The organism is Paenibacillus lemnae (genome assembly GCF_012933385.1).
In the GTDB taxonomy this organism is placed as follows: Bacteria; Bacillota; Bacilli; order Paenibacillales; family Paenibacillaceae; genus Paenibacillus_AQ; species Paenibacillus_AQ lemnae.
Genome location: NZ_JABBPN010000001.1, coordinates 171,508 through 188,789, shown reverse-complemented (window position 1 = coordinate 188,789; position 17,282 = coordinate 171,508). Strand labels below are relative to the sequence as shown.

The window sequence follows — 17,282 nt, the reverse complement described above, 5'->3', positions numbered from 1 at the left end:
AAACCGTTTGTATCACGGAGACCTTCTGTTCTCTGAAACAGGTTCACAATTAAGGAATCGTGGCCCAATGACAGTTTTGATACGCCACGTCATATTTGTTGCCCATCGCTGCCTGATCGGCCATGCACTTTTGCCAGGTCTGGTTAGGCTGTTTGGCTGTGAGCGCCGGATTCTGAATCATAGCAGCATGCAGAGGAACCATAGGAACCCAGATAATTTCATGTGGATATGGGTATGCAGAATATTGCATCATCGGATTTTGAAGATAGCCGACCGATCTGCAGCCGCATGGAACATTCTGATTATGATAATGATTATGATTCATGAAAAATAACCCCCCCAGATTTTGGAATTTGAAAAGCACTGATCACAGTGTATTCCTTTTAGGGTCCTGGGTGTATGTCCCGGTCATGAATAGACATCTGCCTAATAAGGGCTATCCCGGTTTGGAACGCCTATACAAGACTGTGTATAAACTGGAGCAGGAAAATAAGGATTGAAGGAGTGTGACATCATCCATGATCTATTCCTGGAGATACACCGTAAATACAGACCCCATCAGCCGCATCACGATCATCCATCTTGGAGGTGAACCTGGCACGGAAAGGATATGGGAGTCAGATCAAGCCATCCATTTCCAGCACTATGATAAAAACACACATACATGGGTTACCGAATTGACACGAGAAAAAACCATGCCTGTAGACATGGTTACTGGATTCTGGAACGCCATCATGAACAATGTAGTCGTGCTTTATACGATTACCGGAGGTGGGGGGTTATATTACAGTGTGTTCGGACGAGTGAACGGAAAACTGCTCGAGCTTCTGAAGGTGGATGGCATTGCCTCAGGCGACATATGGCTAGAGCAGGGAAGACTGCTGGTCAAGGAATGCAGCAAGTATGGGGAGTGGATCAGGCAGGGAGAGCACTTTGTCATGATTCCTTATTTGCTTCCTAGTGTCCCTGGAGCTTTGCGTATTGAATATGCCATCGACGATTATGGACAGGTGCGGATCAAGAGTAAACAATTCGTCGTTCCCGTCGGTACCGTGGTGCAGATCGTAAGGACCGATTGGGGCGCGCCCTGTGATCAGATCAGGATACGGAGCGAACAGCATGTAGACAATTTGGTTGCTTTTATACAAAGACGCGCAGCCGCCATGATGATCAAACCCGGAACTGTGGAGATCGACATCGTCCCCGGCTTCGATTGGAACCACGCGGTCACTGTCAGAATCGAGGCCATAACCGTGAGGAGGATCCGTCCCGGTAAAACCAAGGTTATTTCTGCCCAGCTGAGGCGGCCCTTGCTGACAGTTGAACTCCCACAGGTAGAACTGATCCATAAGCACATGTCCGGCAAGATCAACAGCTTGATTCTTTCGATAATCATCCGATTGATGGGCCAAGCCGTTTCGAGCTCTTCCTATATTGTAAAAGGAAGTTACAGCGTTCCCTACAATAATCATGATCTACTCAGCCTTGTTCTTACCCTTGATATTTATGCCAGCGGAAGTGCACACTCCCAAACAGTCCAAGATTCTTTGTTCTTGAATACGAAGACAGGCCAAATTTATGATTTATCAGAATTATTCGCAAAAGGAGTGTCATATGAGGCTGTACTAAACCGCTTCCTTTTAGCGGCAAACGGTCCATTCTCCAATCCTCCACCCTCTAATCATCGGCGGTATTATATAACGAATCACGATTTGGTTCTCTATTATCCTATGGGCCTGTACAGCCCGGAAGCAGCAGGTATCCCTGAAGTCAGAATTCCTCTGGATAAACTGCTCTCTGTTCTCAGCCCAGACAGTCCTCTATACCAGATGATGAAAAGCGAACAAGGTGATTCAAATGAACGAAGCTTGGAACAGCAGCTCGCGACTAGCCGTGATGATTATACGGTAAAAGAACAGCTGGAAGAAGTGAAGTCCGCCTTACACGCGCTCGCTATGGAGAATTGGGAAATCAAACATCAGATCGAGACCGGAAAGAAGAAGGAACAAGCCCGGTTCAACGGACTGCTGAAGGAAGGCAAATATGTGTTTAGCGGCGTGTCCTGGGAAGGGCCTGAGGATGCCTGGAGACATCTCACGGTTGGAAAATACTACGATTACGAGATCAAGGAGAGCAGTATCCCTTATCCCCTCCCGCCATCTTTCACAGCCAAAGATTACGCGAACCAGCTCATCATTACGGGCGATCGAAATCATACGGTAACCTTTTACAGCAGCTGAATGTAGCTTTATACCTTTATCCTGCCCTGTTTCTCCAAACCTTTGCTGCACCTTCCTTGATAAGAAACTTACAGCAAATGCATCTTCGCCTCCGCCTCATCCCAAGGCACCGCATACCCGGCTCCCTTCGCGCAAAAAATCGAGGTGGACGTGTACAGCGGATCTGCGTCTTTCCGGTATGCTTTGCGCTCGATAATCTCCTGCTCATTATGGCAGACATCATAGCCTCCGAATTTCAGCTGCAGGATGCCTTTGCCGTGTGTAAACGAAGCCAGCTCTGTGCTGTAATTCATAAAGGTAGCCACCGGAACTCTGCCCTTGATGACAGCATGCTTCCCGCTAGTCTCCGGGGCCTCGAAATGGCCCGAGTACCGCTGAATATCGGACATCACCTTTCCGAGGTCGTCGATATCCACCTTGATCTTAAAATCATAATAAGGCTCCAGCAGCAGGTTCTCCGCCTTCTCCAGGCCCTGCCGCAGTGCCCGGAAGGTCGCTTCCCGGAAGTCACCGCCATGCGTATGCTCGTTATGAGCAGCTCCCTTGATCAGTGTCACGGAGATATCCGTCAGCGGCATCCCGGTCAGTAAACCATGATGTTCGCGCTCCTCCAGATGACTCTGAATCAGACGTTGATGCCCCAGACTTAATTCATTGACATGGCAGGTGCTGTGAAAGGTGATGCCGCTTCCCCGCTCTCCGGGTTCCAGCCGCAGGTGCACCTCGGCATAGTGACGGAGCGGCTCGAAATGGCCGTATCCTTTTACCTCCGCTGCGATCGTCTCCTTGTACAGGATTACCGGAGGACCGAAAGAGACATTGAATCCGAACCGCTCCTTCACCAGCTGCTCCAGCACCTCAAGCTGGATGACACCCATGACATGAATATGGATTTCCTTCAGGCGTTCCTCCCAGATGACGGCCAGGGAGGGGTCTTCGGCATCCAGCATTTGAAAAGACTTCAGCACATCCTTCACGTTCAGTGAATCATCGAAAATGACTTTTGACGTGAGCGTCGGCACCATTTCATAAACCAGCTTGTCAGAGCAGGTTCCCAGACCCTGCCCTGCTTCTGCACCGGAAAGTCCAACCACAGCGAACAAATCCCCGGCGTTCACCTGATCTACGGTCTGGAGCTTTCTTCCGTTCACAATCGCAAGCCTCGTCACTTTCTCAGACATCTCTTCTTCTCCGCTGAGATACATCAGCTCATCACGAACCTTTAGCGTGCCGCAGAGCGCTTTGACGTAGGTCAGCCGCACCCCGTTCTCATCGTGGCGGATTTTGTATACCCGGCCTCCGAAGGAAGCTGTCTCGTCATAGGAAACAGCAGCCAGCTGATGCAGCTGATCCAGAAACTCCTTCACACCTTCATCCTGCAGAGCCGACCCGCTTACACACGGAAAGATGCGATGCTCCCGGATCATCCGCTGAAGAGCCGATAGCCAGAATGACTCATCCCCTGCCCCCTCCAGAAATACATCCAGCAGCTCCTCGTCCCGTTCCGCCATGTGTTCAATCAGAGCTTCGCTCACGCAGCCGCCTGCCAAGCTTTCGTCCAGCACGCAGATATCGCTGGTCAGATGCTGGCCAATCTCCTCCCTTACCCGCTTGACATCTGCGCCAGCCCGGTCGATTTTATTAATGAAAAAGAACGTCGGAATCCCGTGCTTATGAAGCAGCTGCCACACCGTTTCCGTATGTCCCTGAACCCCTTCCACCGCGCTGACCACCAGAATAGCGGCATCCATAATTTGAACAGCACGCTCCATTTCCGGTGAAAAATCGACGTGCCCCGGCGTATCCACCAGATAATAAGTCGTCCCTTTATAAGACATGACCGCCTGGTCCGCAAACACCGTAATGCCCCGGGCCCGCTCGATCTCATGACTGTCGAGATACGTGTCCTGGTGATCCACACGTCCCCGCTCTTTGATACTCTGTGTATGGTACAGCATCTGTTCGGCCAGTGTGGTTTTACCTGCATCCACGTGAGCGAACATGCCTATCGTTATACGGTTCATAAGTTCCCCTTTCAAAATACCTGTCCCCTATAATATCACAGCTTGCATACCGTGTATCCGCTTTCGCTTGAAGACCTGAACGTATCAAGGTAGCGTGACGGCAGGAAAATTGGTAAATGCCCCGTCATTACTGTATAATATCTTTAATTAAAGATATCAACCAAAGAACGTCCAAATTCGAGAGGAGACTTTCATATGATCCAGGTTAAACCTGCCCATGACCGATATGCAGCTAAAAGCGACTGGCTGGAGAGCCATTTCAGCTTTTCCTTCGGCCCTTATTACGATCCCGAGAATATCCGCTTCGGCCCGCTGCGGGTACTCAATGACGATATTATTCAGCCAGGCAAGGGCTTTGGCATTCATCCACACCGCGAAGCTGAAGTCGTCTCGATCGTTCTCAAAGGACAGCTCAAGCATGAAGACAGTCTGGACAATGTGGGAATCCTGCGGTACGGCCAGATTCAGCGCATGACCGCCGGTACAGGCATTCTCCATTCAGAGTTTAATCCATCACAGGATGAGGAAGCGCATATTTTGCAATTATGGTTTATTCCTGACCAAAAACAGCTGCCCCCCTCTTATGAGGAAAGTTCGTTTGATGACCAGCAGCTGAAGAATGCACTACACCCTGTCCTCTCCAGCCACCCCGGAGAACAGGCGGCGCTGATTCATCAGGACGTTACGCTTTATTTATCCAGACTTGACGCTGGAAATGAGCTTCAGTTCCACCAGCAGGAAGGTCGGAGAATCTATGTTTTCCTTATTGAAGGCGAGGTTCTGATCCAGAACGAGGTGACGCTTGCGCAGCGGGATGAGGTCAGAATCACTGACCTTCATGAGCTGACCCTGAAGGCCAAGCAGGATGCTTTCTTCCTTCTGATCGATCTTCCAGGAGGTGAAGACTGATGCTGTACGTTCGACATGCTGTGGGCAGCCGGCTGTTCTATGAGACGACGGAGTATGAGATTATGGAGGACGGAGAACATTGGAGTATCTCTTTCCCCATCGGCGCTGAAGACGCTGATATCCTGCTGCAGTTCCGGGATGAACTGAATATCTTTCATGTGGAGCAGGATCATCTCAAAACCTGGTATTATTCTTCTGAGGGCAATGTTACATTTGCGGAGGACGAGGGCAGATTCACCATTACAGCCGATCACCAGACTGTCTATCCGGTGTAGCGCCATTTTCAAGGACAGGAGAGAATCAGAATGGATTTTTCACTCAGCCGTATCGAAAACAAGGTGGAATTTTTCCAGTCGTATGACCTGAAGTCACTGGAGCAGCAGATCGACAGCCAGATCGAGAACAACAAAGCGCTGCTCCTGGATGTCTCAGCCGTGCAGCATCAGACCGTGTTCGATCCAAATCGGAGTAAGGTGCTTTACACCGCGGTTGTGCACTTTAAGGCGAAGATGTAATACAATTCCACACGCACGTAAAAAAGAAGCATCCTTTGCTCTGGCGGCGAAGGATGCTTCTTGAAATTCAGGCTTGGATGTGTTCTTTCTCCAGGCACTGGTGTATAGCCTCTACCTACTAATCCATCACCCATCCCCCCGCTCTTCCTCGCCTGGATCGCATCCAGCCCCAGCGGGTCTACGAACGTCACCGGATTGCCGTTCACATATGCGAAGCGGTTCATGCTGAGCCCCAGGCTCAGATCTCCACGCAGCACATCGCGGTTCATAAACCGCTTGATGTCCGGGTTATAGTAGCGGGCGCGCATGTAGTACAGGCCGTTTACGTCGGGTCTGTACACCGTCGCGGCCGTTGTAGGCGAACGGCTGGCGGGTCCTGCCCTCGTGCTTCACCAGCTCGCCGAAGGCGCCATAGCTGTAGCGGTCGGTGACGCTGCCTTCTTCGTCTGTGAGCAGGGTTGTACTGCCGCGCAGGTCGTAATGGTAGCTGTGGTAGCGCCCGTCTGCGCTCTCGCGGCCGATCAGGCCGAGGCCGTAGACATAGGCGGCGCTCACGCTGCCCGCCTCATCGGTCTCCAGCAGCAGCTGGCTGTACTCCGCATGCGGATTGACGACATACCGGGTGGTCTCTTGGCTTTATCTTTTTTTAATTGAGACACCTACTAATAAAAAACGACCACAGTAAGTACAAACGCACCTCTACTGTGGCCAAATGTATTAACTTATTTCTAAGGACTCTGTCCACTGCCTGAAAATAATTAGCAACTCATTTAAATTATGAATGCCACCATATCCTTTAAATGTCATTTCTTGAATATTACATTGAACCCAATCTGTTTCACTGCGTTCAATTATTACTGGTGTAAACGTCTCTGATTCTAATGAAGTTCCTTCTAAATTAATTGAAACTGACCATCCTGGATTATCGAGTGTTGATATCTTAATCCCCTGTGAATGTTCCCAATTACCGTCACAATTTTCAGAAAACCAATCTTCTATCCATTTCATTACGTCCAATCTCTCATCTCCTTTTTGGTATTTCGTTAGGGTAGGGTATCCTAGCGCCTCCAGGATTTATCGCCTCATGGACATGAGGGGTTGGGATCTCTTGCCCTGTTGATTTATCATAGTGACTTCCACCAACTCCATCAAAACGTTTATCAAATTCAAACGGATTTGGATTTCTAGGATTTGTCTGAAGTTTAAACGTCTCATAATTTGTTATATTTCCAGTAACAAAATCTCGCTTATAGACAATGTGGTCACCAATCGCATCAAGGTCAGGCTTGAGATTGTTTTTCCCTCTTCCACCACCAAACAACTGTAAATTCAATTTCAGTGAGCTAGATTTATGAGCACCATCACCCATCCCCCCGCTCTTCCTCGCCTGGATCGCATCCAGCCCCAGCGGGTCTACGAACGTCACCGGATTGCCGTTCACATACGCGAAGCGGTTCATGCTGAGCCCCTGGCTCAGATCTCCACGCAGCACATCGCGGTTCATAAACCGCTTGATGTCCGGGTTATAGTAGCGGGCGCGCATGTAGTACAGGCCGTTTACGTCGGTCTGTACACCGTCGCGGCCGTTGTAGGCGAACGGCTGGCGGGTGCTGCCCTCATGCTTCAGTATTTTTCTTTTATAATTGCAGCTGCATCAGGGAAAAAGTCACTTTAGCCCCCACTAAAAAAAGAAACCTAGAACGACATGAAGCCAATCATGGAGGTAACTGACCCATAATTAACTTGTTTAAATGAATCAATAATATTGATTGTGAGTATTCAAAGGCCCTGTTTAAATGCATTATGTGAAATAACTATTAACTATATCTGTTAGTTGCTTTTTTAGGGCAGGCTCCGATAAATATTCGATAAAATAGTCTTCTACTTTAGAGCTATTAAATTTACTTAGATAAATAAACGCTAAAACCAATGAGTGTGAAACCTCAATTGATGAATAGTAATGGATATCATTTTGTAGAGATTTTCTTGAGTACTCAAGTATAGTATCTATAAAGCGTTCATCTTTATGATTTATTAGTGCATACAAAATTGTTTCTTTATCCATTGAATCCTCATTTCGCATAATAATATTAATAATTTCATTTGTTGTTAATTCTTCTAGAAAAATACTTTGTTTTTCTTTTTTGTATAACTCTAATGTTTTATTATCATCGTTATAATATTTTTCCCAAAAACCATCAATAGTCCAACTCTCGGGAATTAATTGAAAGCATTCATGACTTTGAATTGCTGCCCATCCCTTTGATAATTTTCCGGATTTCACTTGAAATAATGCAGAAGGATACGGTACAACACTTCCATTATCATTTTCTATTCTATATAAAATGTGGTTACCTACCGATTGGGCAAAATTAGAATTCTTCATATCATAAACTTCAATTGATAAAACAATATAACTCTTATTCAAAGTTATAGAATCGTAAAGTTTATCATTTATTTTTCTTTTCAAGCATTCAACTCTCAAGTGATCCTCTCCCTTGTTTAAAGAGAGTTGAGCAAGCTAATTTGCCCAACTCTCTTTAAATTTTAACCTTTAGGATACATTTGTTCCGGATAAATATAAGATTTATCGACCCCGTTCATTTTCATTTTATTATCAAAAGGACTGACTTCTCCAGTCTTTAAATTTTGATAAAAGTGAAATTTAAAATTCCCATAAGGGCTACTGTAAGTAGGCGACTCCATTTTTGCCCAATCACACATCGAACTTCCACGCTCTGTTAATGCTTGTATCACATTCACATCTTTTAACTGATTTCCTGGAATTATAGGTACCGATTTTGATACTACCTCGGGATGAAGCGAACTATCTTTAAATAAAGAAGTAAATTCTTCATTTTTCAGATCTTCTTTAAGTTTCGGATACTTTGCTATATTGTCTGCCCCGGAACTCCCCATCCCCCCGCTCTTCCTCGCCTGGATCGCATCCAGCCCCAGCGGGTCTACAAACGTCACCGGATTGCCGTTCACATACGCGAAGCGGTTCATGCTGAGACCCAGGCTCTTTTGAGGGGGAGAATGACCGTAACCTGATTCTCTATTTACAAATTATTCTATTTATTTATACATTCTGTTTTAACAACTCATTTAGTATATCAAGAATTTGTTTGGTAATTTAAGCTGCGAAAGTCGAGTGAATTAAATAAAAACCTTGAAAAGCTGTGAGCCAATCAAGGTAACAAGTATTAAATCTATTCTATTTCTATTCCATCATAAGCATCTCCTAGTGATTCAAAATCATCTCTATACCAATACCAGCTTTCACCTTCGCCTTTACTTACTAATATTCTATTTAACAAGTCAGTAAATGAAATTGCCACAACTGTACTGCTTCCTACTACGCCATGGGAATCCCAGTGACTATCGTAGCATTTTCCTAACCTGTCAGGATGTAAATCAATCGATAAATAATTGCCACTACCTAGGTCACCTAAAATGTACCAATGTGAGGAAATATCGTATTCGCATTTTCCCCCTACAATTATAGGGTTTGCTAGCACAAATTTATCCGGAGTAACGATAGATACACCAAAGTCTGCATTAGTAAACAATTCCACTCCTCCACAGATCGTATAAAATTCAACTAAGTCTTTCGGAAGAATGGCACCCTTTTCAATATTTTCTGGAGGTCCTTGAGGCGGGTAAACATTACAGTATTGTGTTTTGTTTATTTTTTGAAGAATCTCTCTTATATTCATAATATCCTCCTAATTATTAGTCGAGTGAATATAAAAAATTACTTAATTGTCTGTAATATTCTTTCCTGATTATTTCCGGAACCTTTGCAGCATCAAACATATCTTCTGATAATTTTTGTATCTCTTTAGGGCTAACATTTTTCCAATCAACTTTCGCTCCTACAGGTCTACCTGTTCTCTCCCGCAGCCATTCTCTATAACCTTTTTAGTTTCTTCGTGCATCCCACCATTATTCCTATCTGAAAGAGCCACTGTCGGTGACTTACCCACCTCTTCCTTATATCCTAGAATGTTTTGTTTTGCCCACTCATTCATTACTCCATGATGATTTTCAAGACCATGCTTTCCATTTGCAGGACGATAAGAAACCACATCATACTCTTTTACGACTTGTTCCGTACCCTGAGTCTTCCTCGCCTGGATCGCATCCAGCCCCAGCGGGTCCACGAACGTCACCGGATTACTATTTACATACGCGAAGCGGTTCATGCTGAGCCCCAGGCTCTTTTTAGGAAGAAAATGACCATAATTCAGCCTGATTTTTCCTTCGCAAATTGTTTCGGGAGTTTACACATTCTGTTTTACAGACTCTAAAAAAAACACCTTAAAAGGTCTTTAGCCAATTAAGGTGGTTTTTTTATATTGATTTTAATACTTCATCTACAGAATCGCTAAACATATTTGGGTCTTCACTTTTTATGTCTCTTAATGAGTTTATTATTATCTCTTTTGTTGTGACATCTAGCTTAGATAGTACACTACCGTATATTCTTCTTACTTGTTCATGATTTAAAATTCTGTAATGTAAAACTTCTATCCATTCTCTTGCCCTATCAATAACACGTGGGATAGCTAAAGCGATTAAATGTAACCCCTCTTCAATATTATCTTTATAGAGATGCTCTATGCCATGTACTAATCCGAACATTATTTCATATTGTTCAGTATCATCATCAAATCCCATACATAATCCTGTAATAACTGATTTATCCTCTAAACCAATGAGATTAACTAATGCTTCTTCAAATGAGGATATTTCTTGTTGAGATTGTAATAGTCTATTTGTGTAGATTTTCTTTAATTCCGATTCAACATCCATACTCTCCACCCCACTTACTTATTAAATAATACAGGATATATAGTTTCGCTTCTCTTAAACCTATATAATGTGCGGTGTGTGGTCCCCAGGTATGTCATTGGGTTAAGAGATAAACCTCGAAAGGCAGAGCCAGTCAAGATTATCTCGATTTAAGATAAAAACTCAGGGAGCGCTTTAATCCATAACGCGAAATTCTCGGTATACTCTTCAAAATAAAAGTCTTCATGGTAATAATAATATACTGGTGAATCTGGCGACTCGATTGAATTTAAGCAAAAGTAATCACCATTACCTATCGAGTAAAATGGGATCATTTCAGGTTTCCATTTTCCGCCCTGGTTCATCTCGAAGTCGTAAGTAAAACTAATCGTATCATTACTATTTGTTAAACCAGTAGAGACGTTTAGAATATCCCCTGGAAATGAGTACTTTGACATTAAGTCAATAAACAACTTAAAATCTTCACCAATCACACATGAAAACTTTCTTTCCAGTTCCCTCCAGTCATTTATTGAAGGCGGGTTATATTCTATATCTTCTTTATCAAGTAACGACTTTAATATTAACTCGATCTCGTCTTTCGTCATGACTCCCCCTAAATCCCTTCTCCTGGAAGAATGTACTCACTACCGCGTTGCTTCCAATGCTCACGAATTTCCTTGGCTCTTTGAGCAGGTGTCAAATTAGACGGCAATTGATGTCGAGTATGATTGCCAGCCCCTCTATGAACATTCTGTTCTAACTCATCCAGTATACCACCGTTATGAACTGGAATCTGCTGTCTGTGATGAGCCTCAATATTTTGTGTACCATGGGTAGCCTTGGTTGTAGGTCCTTTACCCTGACGCATTCTGATGACTTCGTGAAATGACTGTGGTTCATATCGTACTGGAGGAACTGACATATCTGGGTCAGGATTCGGATAATTCTTTGAACTAAGTTTCCCCAGAATGCAGGCCAGTAAAGGTCTGAATACGCTCAAGAGGAGCAGCCAAAAGTGCACGCAGATACCTTCTCTGCAATGGCCCCCAGCCCCTCGGGGTGAACGGCCTCTCAGTTCTTTCGCGTACGGACGAAGATCCAAGACACTAAAAAAGATAGGCAATCGATCTTTGGAATGAATTTACTCGCAATTTTATTGGCAGTATCATTTTTTGTTAAAAGGAATTAGTGATTAGACTTAATCATACTTTTTTAATAGTTCTCGAACTTCCATTAAGATTAAACCTAACCTGTTCTTCCCTGTTCCATCCTTTCCACACCCCCAATAGTAATCATTAGACGTTTGCTCAATAATTACGTTATCTTTAGTTGAAAGTAGTACCTTTTGTATGTCCTTATGCGTAGAAAACTTTTTCTGAACTGCTTTCTTCATAATCTCATCTTTGATATCTTCCCAATCTTTCCTAAGTGGTTTACTCCGATCACGCCCCAGTTTAGCGGCTTCCATTGGCGATAAGGAGTGCCTAATTTGATCCTCATATTCAGTTCCGGCAAATTTTTGAGCTTGAAAGTAGTGTTCACTAGTATTCCAAAACACACCATCTAATTCAAATCCGTGTGGAGAGAAGTTAGAGAAACAACCATACTCATCATCTATCTTATAGAAGTATATAGTCATATCATCACCCCTGCAGTCAATAATTTTCAGAATCCTTTACCAAACGGTGAATCCCAAAGTATTTTACTTAAATAGTCTTCTAGCTTTCCAGCTTCAATAAAAATAGGGTCTGAATAATGGGTGTGTTCTCCTTCTGCAGAAATAGATGAATATATAAAGAACAACAAACCTGCTAACTTTCTTCTAATCAAAACTTCTCCCTTAACAAGTTCCTTTAATTCTTCTAGTAGTGCATACAACTTATCGAATGCTTCTTTATTTACCTTTTTTGAAGTTCTAAGTGGAACCAATAACTCAATTGTTAGTTTATTTATTGCTTCTTCAATTTCAATCATTCTATCATTTATCATTTAATAAACCCCTTTATTGCATCTTTTGGTATCCTTTGATGTACAGAAACTTCTTGTTGCCAAATTGAATAATGATATGGCAATCCTTCTACACCATTTTTTCTTGGATATAATTCATATCCTTTCAAAGCAAGAGTCGGTACCTTATTCAAATCGATTTCAACTATTCCTAAATTACTCCCTGATTGATTAAATCCTCTTGCAACATCAATATCTGTTGTTGTAGAAATATACGGATCATTTGCCCACGAGCCTTTACCAGAACCACCAACAAGATGTTCATCAAGCTTCCATATTCCATTTGGGTTTTTAGCTTCTAATCCTAATCCCTGACTAAGTCTATCGGCATCTTTCTGATTTAATGCACGATATACTATATTTTCGTTAGAATCACCCATCCCCCCGCTCTTCCTCGCCTGGATCGCATCCAGCCCCAGCGGGTCCACAAACGTCACCGGATTGCCGTTCACATACGCGAAGCGGTTCATGCTGAGCCCCAGGCTCAGATCTCCACGCAGCACATCGCGGTTCATAAACCGCTTGATGTCCGGGTTATAGTAGCGGGCGCGCATGTAGTACAGGCCGTTTACGTCGGTCTGTACGCCATCGCGGCCGTTGTAGGCGAACGGCTGGCGGGTGCTGCCCTCATGCTTCACCAGCTCGCCGAAGGCGCCATAGGTGTAGCGGTCGGTGACGCTGCCTTCTTCGTCTGTGAGCAGGGTTGTACTGCCGCGCAGGTCGTAATGGTAGCTGTGGTAGCGTCCGTCTGCGCTCTCGCGGCCGATCAGGCCGAGGCCGTAGACATAGGCGGTGCTCACGCTGCCCGCCTCATCGGTCTCCAGCAGCAGCTGGCTGTACTCCGCATGCGGATTCACAACATACCGGGTGGTCTGACCGTTCACGACCATCCAGGTCCGCTCGTTCTCTGCGTTGTAGCCATACATAATACTGCCAGCCTGGACCAGGCGGTCCCGGACATCGTAGACAAAGTCCTGGCTCCGTTCCCGCAGCGGGCCGCGGAGCAGGTTGCCGTCTTCGTCCATGACCATGTCCTCGCCGTTGACACTTCTCAGGCGGTTGTCTGCAGCATAGGACATGTGGAGCTGGGAATTCCCCTCCTCCATACAGGTCATGTTTCCGGAGGCATCGTAGGTGTACCGGCTGGCGTTCGCCGCGATGAGCGCTCCCCAGGCATTATAATCGTACCGGGTTTCATTCTCCTTGACCAGCAGGCCTGCGGCGTCATAGGAGTAGCGGTACTGCTGCAGCAGCCGTCCCTTTACGCCCGTGTCCAGCAGCGAGATCAGCTGGCCCTCCTTGTCGTAGGCCCGCAGCTCTGCGGTGCCATTCGGCCGGTCTGTTCGGACCAGCTGGCCTCTGTCATCATAGCTGTAGGCGGTTACCCGCTTCTTCCAGTCCCGGACCTCGGTCATCCGGCCTGCTGCATCGTAGCGGTACGTGACTTTTTTGCCGTCCGGGTAGTGCAGCACAGACAGATTTCCGAGCCAGTCATATTCATAACGGATCCTCTGGTCGCGTTCATTGGTGTAAGAAGTCACCCGTCCCAGCGGATCGTAGGTGCGCTTCTCTACCCGCGCTCGTGCGTCGACTCCTGCACGCTCACTGATGGTGATCAGGCGCCCGGCCGCATCATATTGATGCTCGACAGTTCCGGCCCCGTCTTCCTGCTTATGCAGCCTGCCGGCTGCATCCGGCGTATAGGTGGTGACACTGCCGCGTGCACTGCTGCGGCGGATGAGAAATCCGCGGGAATCATATTCATAGGCCAGCTGCGTGCCCGCCGGTGTGATCTCCTCTGCCGGCCTGCCCGCCGCATCATAGCGGAACCTCGTCTCATTTCCGGCCGCATCGCGGTAGCCTGTCAGCTGTCCTGCTGCGGTAAAGGCACGGCTGCTCTCCTGGCCGCTCTGATTCACCCGCACCAGGCGGGAAAGGCCGTCATACGCATAGGCCGTGACATCGCCCTTCGCGTTCTCTTCCTCCAGGATCTGTCCCAGCCGGTTAAAACGGTAGTTCACCACATGCCCCAGCGCGTTCGCCACGGCGGCCGGATTGCCGTCCTTGTCATACTGCATGGAGCGCAGCACATATCCCTCGCCATCCGTAACCTTCGTTACACGGCCAGCCGCATCATATTGATAGCGGGTGATCACACCGGATGGATCGGTGCTCTGCAGAAGACGTCCTGCCCCATCATATGCATAACGGGTGGAACCACCGTTCTTATGAACAACCTGAACCACGCGCTCCTCGTCATCGTACCGGTAACGGACCGTACGCCCAAGCTCGTCCTGTTCTTCGGTCAGGTGTCCTGCCGCATTGTACTTGAACAGCCGGGCATGGCCGAGCGGATCGATCTGTCTGCGCAGCGCACCTTCCTTGTCGTAATCATATTGGGTGACCGCACCCAGCGGATCGGTTACCGAGACCACCTGATGGCTGACATTGTAGGCTTGGCGGATCACGCCTCCGGCAGGATCAGTCACCTGGGTGATGCGCCCTCCGGCATCGTACTCATAGCGGGTGGCATAGCCGAGCGGATCCGTAACCGTCACCAGGTTCCCGAATGCATCATAGGCATACCGGGTTACTGCACCGGAATGATCCTCCATCGTCTCCATGAGCCCCTGCTCATTATAGGTGATCCGGGTCAGGCCGCCTTCCGGGTCTTTCCGCAGGATCGGCCGGTGATGTTCATCATACTCGAAAACGATGGCATTTCCTTCACCGTCTATGTAAGAAATTAAGGAACCGAATTCATCATAACGGTAGCGGTCGCGGAGCTGTCCGTTGATGCGTTTTTCCAGAAGCCGTCCCTTTTCATCATACACATACGCGCTCTCTTTGCCGTCCGGCTCCACCTCCAGGGTGCAGAGCCCCTGCTCATCATATTCATACCGTGTGACATGTCCAAGCTCATCCTGCAGTGCAATCAGGCGGTACCGATCGTCGTGAGTAAACACCCGGGCTGCGCCTTCCCGGTTCGTGAATGTCGTGATGATCCATCCCGGATGGCTCTCCTCATCATAGTCAAAAGAACACCATTTACCCAATGCATCCTTCTGACGGGCCACACGCCCTTCATCGTCATATTCGTTGACAAAATAAACGATGCCCTCTCCGCTGCGCATCGAGGATAAGCGGCCTTCCGGTGTATATGCACAGCTGATCCGGCTGTTATCCGGCGGCGTGATATCCGTAAGCCGCCCTTCCGTGTAATGAAAGGTAGCCGTATAACCCAGCGGATCGACAGCAGATTGAAGCAGTCCTGACTCACCATAGGATAATTGAAATGATCTGCCGCTCAAGACATCCTTGATTTCAAGCAGACGGCCCTGTGCATCGTAAGACAAATGCTGTGCCTGGCCTGCCGGATTGCAGATTTCCTCCAGCTGCCCCTCTGCATTGAACAATAGGACTCTTTGATCCTTCCTGACGAGCCGGTAGCCTCCATCCGTTAGGATAACCCGGTCATGAAGCACGTCCACATCCTCGCTTCGGAATATCCCATCTTCTCCACGCTGATAGGTGTTGCTGCGGAAGCTGCTCCACCAGACCTCCAATGTACCTTCAGCACGCTGTTCCAGACGAATTTCGTAGTTATGGCTCCAATCCAGGCCTAAAGCTCCGCTGCCCTTCAGCAGAGAGTTATAGTTCATCGAGAATGCCATATCCTCGGCGCCCTTGATATGCAGCAGCGGGTGCTCAATAATCTGGGCTCCAGTGGAAGTATCGACCGGGTCGCCTGCGGTGGAACGCGGATTAACGCCGTCCTTCTTCTGAATCTGGGTGCCGGCAGATGCGCCCGAGCGGGGATTGCGCACCATTCCAATTCCCGTTGCCGCGGTGGCACTTCCAGCAGCTGCCATGCCCGCTGTTCCTGTGGCGGCTTCTACCGCTTCGTCCGCGTGCTTCACACCAGTCTCTGCTGCCGCTGCAGCCTCATCTCCATGCCTAGCCGCTCCTGGCGCAGCGTTCACGGTAACCGGTCCTGACGCAGCATCTCCGCCGCTCTTGGCCGCATCGCCCGTATGGTCGGCCGCCTTGGATGCATCGCCCGCATGATCTGCTGTCTTGGCTGCATCCCCTGCCTGATCTGCTGTTTTGGCCGCGTCTCCCGCATGGTCCGTCGCCTTGGTCGCATCGCCGGCACGATCTGCTGCTTTGCTGACATCGCCCGCAGAGTCTGCCGCTTTAGCGGTGTCACCGGCACGGTCGGCGGCTCGAACGGCATCAGACGCGTGTTCTCCGTGTTTAGCGATGCTCGCGGCATCATCAATAAATCCGACCAGCTGCGAGCCCTTCTTCACCGTCTTGCCCGCCGGCCCCAGCAGGCTGAGCACACGCTCCACGTTCGTCAGCTTTTCTTTGGTAAAAACATCGTATCCCACCGCGGCATCCACAATGCCCTTCACATTACCGACCACCGGAACAAAATCCAGCGTAGTTCCCAGCACAACAGCCGCCCACTTCAGCAGCTTTCCAGCCGAGAAGCCGGTTTCCTGCCCGTCAGCCTCGGCAAAATCCTGGCTCTTCTTATTTAAAAACGATGCCATGTCCTCATACTGCTGAGCCAGCTTACCGAACAGACCCGCCATTTCTGCCCATGTCGCGTCCAGCGCTCCCCGCTGCGACCCTTCATAATCCACACTGCGCCAGGTATGCTCCAGCATGCGGCCAAGGCGTTCGATGTCATGCGCCGCACTTTTCATTTTTTTGCGCAGGTCCGCCAGTTCTCCCGGCTCCACAATGATACGCAAGTGTCATCCTCTCCTCCCTGACTA

At 47.7% G+C, this 17,282-nt stretch carries 19 protein-coding genes and 3 pseudogenes; 5 read left to right on the top strand and 17 right to left on the bottom strand.

The genetic code is table 11. The annotated features are described in order from the left end of the window. Positions 1 to 49: 49 nt before the first annotated feature. Positions 50 to 325 (bottom strand): hypothetical protein, encoded by a 276-nt coding sequence (locus HII30_RS00890; RefSeq protein WP_169503039.1) that lies wholly within the window; start codon positions 323 to 325, stop codon positions 50 to 52. A gap of 181 nt (positions 326 to 506) precedes the next feature. Between HII30_RS00890 and HII30_RS21900 the strand changes: the two genes are divergently transcribed. Further along, positions 507 to 2,240 (top strand): DUF3298 domain-containing protein, encoded by a 1,734-nt coding sequence (locus tag HII30_RS21900; RefSeq protein ID WP_169503038.1) that lies wholly within the window; start codon positions 507 to 509, stop codon positions 2,238 to 2,240. Between the two features lie 68 nt (positions 2,241 to 2,308). Here HII30_RS21900 and HII30_RS00880 read toward each other — a convergent pair whose 3' ends face one another. Beyond that, the gene (locus HII30_RS00880; protein ID WP_169503037.1) at positions 2,309 to 4,264 is read right to left on the bottom strand and encodes an elongation factor G; all 1,956 of its coding nucleotides are present in this window, start codon (positions 4,262 to 4,264) and stop codon (positions 2,309 to 2,311) included. Between the two features lie 195 nt (positions 4,265 to 4,459). Here HII30_RS00880 and HII30_RS00875 point away from each other — a divergent pair, with 195 nt between their 5' ends. From HII30_RS00875 to HII30_RS00865, 3 genes are read left to right on the top strand one after another with little or no spacing between them, the layout of a single operon-like run. Further along, a complete protein-coding gene (locus HII30_RS00875) occupies positions 4,460 to 5,173 on the top strand; it encodes a pirin family protein (RefSeq protein WP_169503036.1) in 714 nt (237 codons plus the stop codon). Further along, positions 5,173 to 5,448, top strand: coding sequence for a hypothetical protein (locus HII30_RS00870; RefSeq protein WP_169503035.1), 276 nt, complete (start codon positions 5,173 to 5,175; stop codon positions 5,446 to 5,448). The genes HII30_RS00875 and HII30_RS00870 overlap by 1 nt, the downstream gene beginning before the upstream one ends. Before the next feature lie 30 nt (positions 5,449 to 5,478). After that, entirely contained in the window at positions 5,479 to 5,688 is a 210-nt protein-coding gene (locus HII30_RS00865; protein ID WP_169503034.1) for a DUF2536 family protein, read from the top strand. On the opposite strand, the gene HII30_RS21500 is transcribed toward HII30_RS00865, so the two are convergent. Continuing rightward, entirely contained in the window at positions 5,652 to 6,029 is a 378-nt protein-coding gene (locus HII30_RS21500) for an RHS repeat-associated core domain-containing protein (protein ID WP_343045028.1), read from the bottom strand. The genes HII30_RS00865 and HII30_RS21500 overlap by 37 nt on opposite strands. A gap of 43 nt (positions 6,030 to 6,072) precedes the next feature. Here HII30_RS21500 and HII30_RS21495 point away from each other — a divergent pair, with 43 nt between their 5' ends. Next, a complete protein-coding gene (locus HII30_RS21495; RefSeq protein ID WP_246245905.1) occupies positions 6,073 to 6,342 on the top strand; it encodes a hypothetical protein in 270 nt (89 codons plus the stop codon). A gap of 63 nt (positions 6,343 to 6,405) precedes the next feature. Here the strand turns inward: HII30_RS21495 and HII30_RS00855 are convergent, their stop codons facing one another. From HII30_RS00855 to HII30_RS00805, 14 genes and pseudogenes are all read right to left on the bottom strand, one after another. Continuing rightward, positions 6,406 to 6,696, bottom strand: a complete 291-nt coding sequence (locus HII30_RS00855) for an immunity 53 family protein (protein ID WP_246245931.1) — start codon at positions 6,694 to 6,696, stop codon at positions 6,406 to 6,408. 13 nt (positions 6,697 to 6,709) lie between these two features. Next, positions 6,710 to 7,057 carry a hypothetical protein gene (locus tag HII30_RS21490; protein WP_246245902.1) on the bottom strand — a complete coding sequence of 116 codons (348 nt, stop codon included), beginning with the start codon at positions 7,055 to 7,057 and terminating at the stop codon, positions 6,710 to 6,712. Between the two features lie 90 nt (positions 7,058 to 7,147). Further along, positions 7,148 to 7,315, bottom strand: a pseudogene (locus HII30_RS21985) (RHS repeat-associated core domain-containing protein); the annotation flags it as partial. Positions 7,316 to 7,489: 174 nt separating this feature from the next. Then, entirely contained in the window at positions 7,490 to 8,158 is a 669-nt protein-coding gene (locus HII30_RS00845; RefSeq protein WP_169503032.1) for a hypothetical protein, read from the bottom strand. 77 nt (positions 8,159 to 8,235) lie between these two features. Continuing rightward, complete coding sequence (locus HII30_RS00840) at positions 8,236 to 8,679, bottom strand: hypothetical protein (protein ID WP_169503031.1); 444 nt, start codon at positions 8,677 to 8,679, stop codon at positions 8,236 to 8,238. Positions 8,680 to 8,900: 221 nt separating this feature from the next. Next, positions 8,901 to 9,407: an SMI1/KNR4 family protein gene (locus tag HII30_RS00835; RefSeq protein ID WP_169503030.1), complete on the bottom strand. Its 507-nt coding sequence runs from the start codon at positions 9,405 to 9,407 to the stop codon at positions 8,901 to 8,903. 16 nt (positions 9,408 to 9,423) lie between these two features. Continuing rightward, a pseudogene (locus tag HII30_RS21480) lies at positions 9,424 to 9,722 on the bottom strand (sugar-binding protein). A gap of 322 nt (positions 9,723 to 10,044) precedes the next feature. Next, entirely contained in the window at positions 10,045 to 10,506 is a 462-nt protein-coding gene (locus HII30_RS00825) for an Imm30 family immunity protein (protein ID WP_169503029.1), read from the bottom strand. A 149-nt stretch (positions 10,507 to 10,655) separates the two neighbouring features. Then, positions 10,656 to 11,093 carry an SMI1/KNR4 family protein gene (locus HII30_RS00820; protein ID WP_169503028.1) on the bottom strand — a complete coding sequence of 146 codons (438 nt, stop codon included), beginning with the start codon at positions 11,091 to 11,093 and terminating at the stop codon, positions 10,656 to 10,658. An 8-nt stretch (positions 11,094 to 11,101) separates the two neighbouring features. Continuing rightward, entirely contained in the window at positions 11,102 to 11,356 is a 255-nt protein-coding gene (locus HII30_RS21425) for a hypothetical protein (RefSeq protein WP_246245898.1), read from the bottom strand. A gap of 100 nt (positions 11,357 to 11,456) precedes the next feature. Next, a pseudogene (locus HII30_RS21980) lies at positions 11,457 to 11,629 on the bottom strand (transposase); the annotation flags it as partial. A gap of 57 nt (positions 11,630 to 11,686) precedes the next feature. Beyond that, positions 11,687 to 12,127: a riboflavin biosynthesis intermediates N-glycosidase gene (gene ybiA, locus HII30_RS00815; protein WP_169503027.1), complete on the bottom strand. Its 441-nt coding sequence runs from the start codon at positions 12,125 to 12,127 to the stop codon at positions 11,687 to 11,689. A gap of 26 nt (positions 12,128 to 12,153) precedes the next feature. Then, a complete protein-coding gene (locus HII30_RS00810) occupies positions 12,154 to 12,477 on the bottom strand; it encodes a hypothetical protein (protein ID WP_169503026.1) in 324 nt (107 codons plus the stop codon). Next, the gene (locus HII30_RS00805) at positions 12,474 to 17,258 is read right to left on the bottom strand and encodes an RHS repeat-associated core domain-containing protein (RefSeq protein ID WP_169503025.1); all 4,785 of its coding nucleotides are present in this window, start codon (positions 17,256 to 17,258) and stop codon (positions 12,474 to 12,476) included. The genes HII30_RS00810 and HII30_RS00805 overlap by 4 nt, the downstream gene beginning before the upstream one ends. Between the last annotated feature and the right edge of the window lie 24 nt (positions 17,259 to 17,282).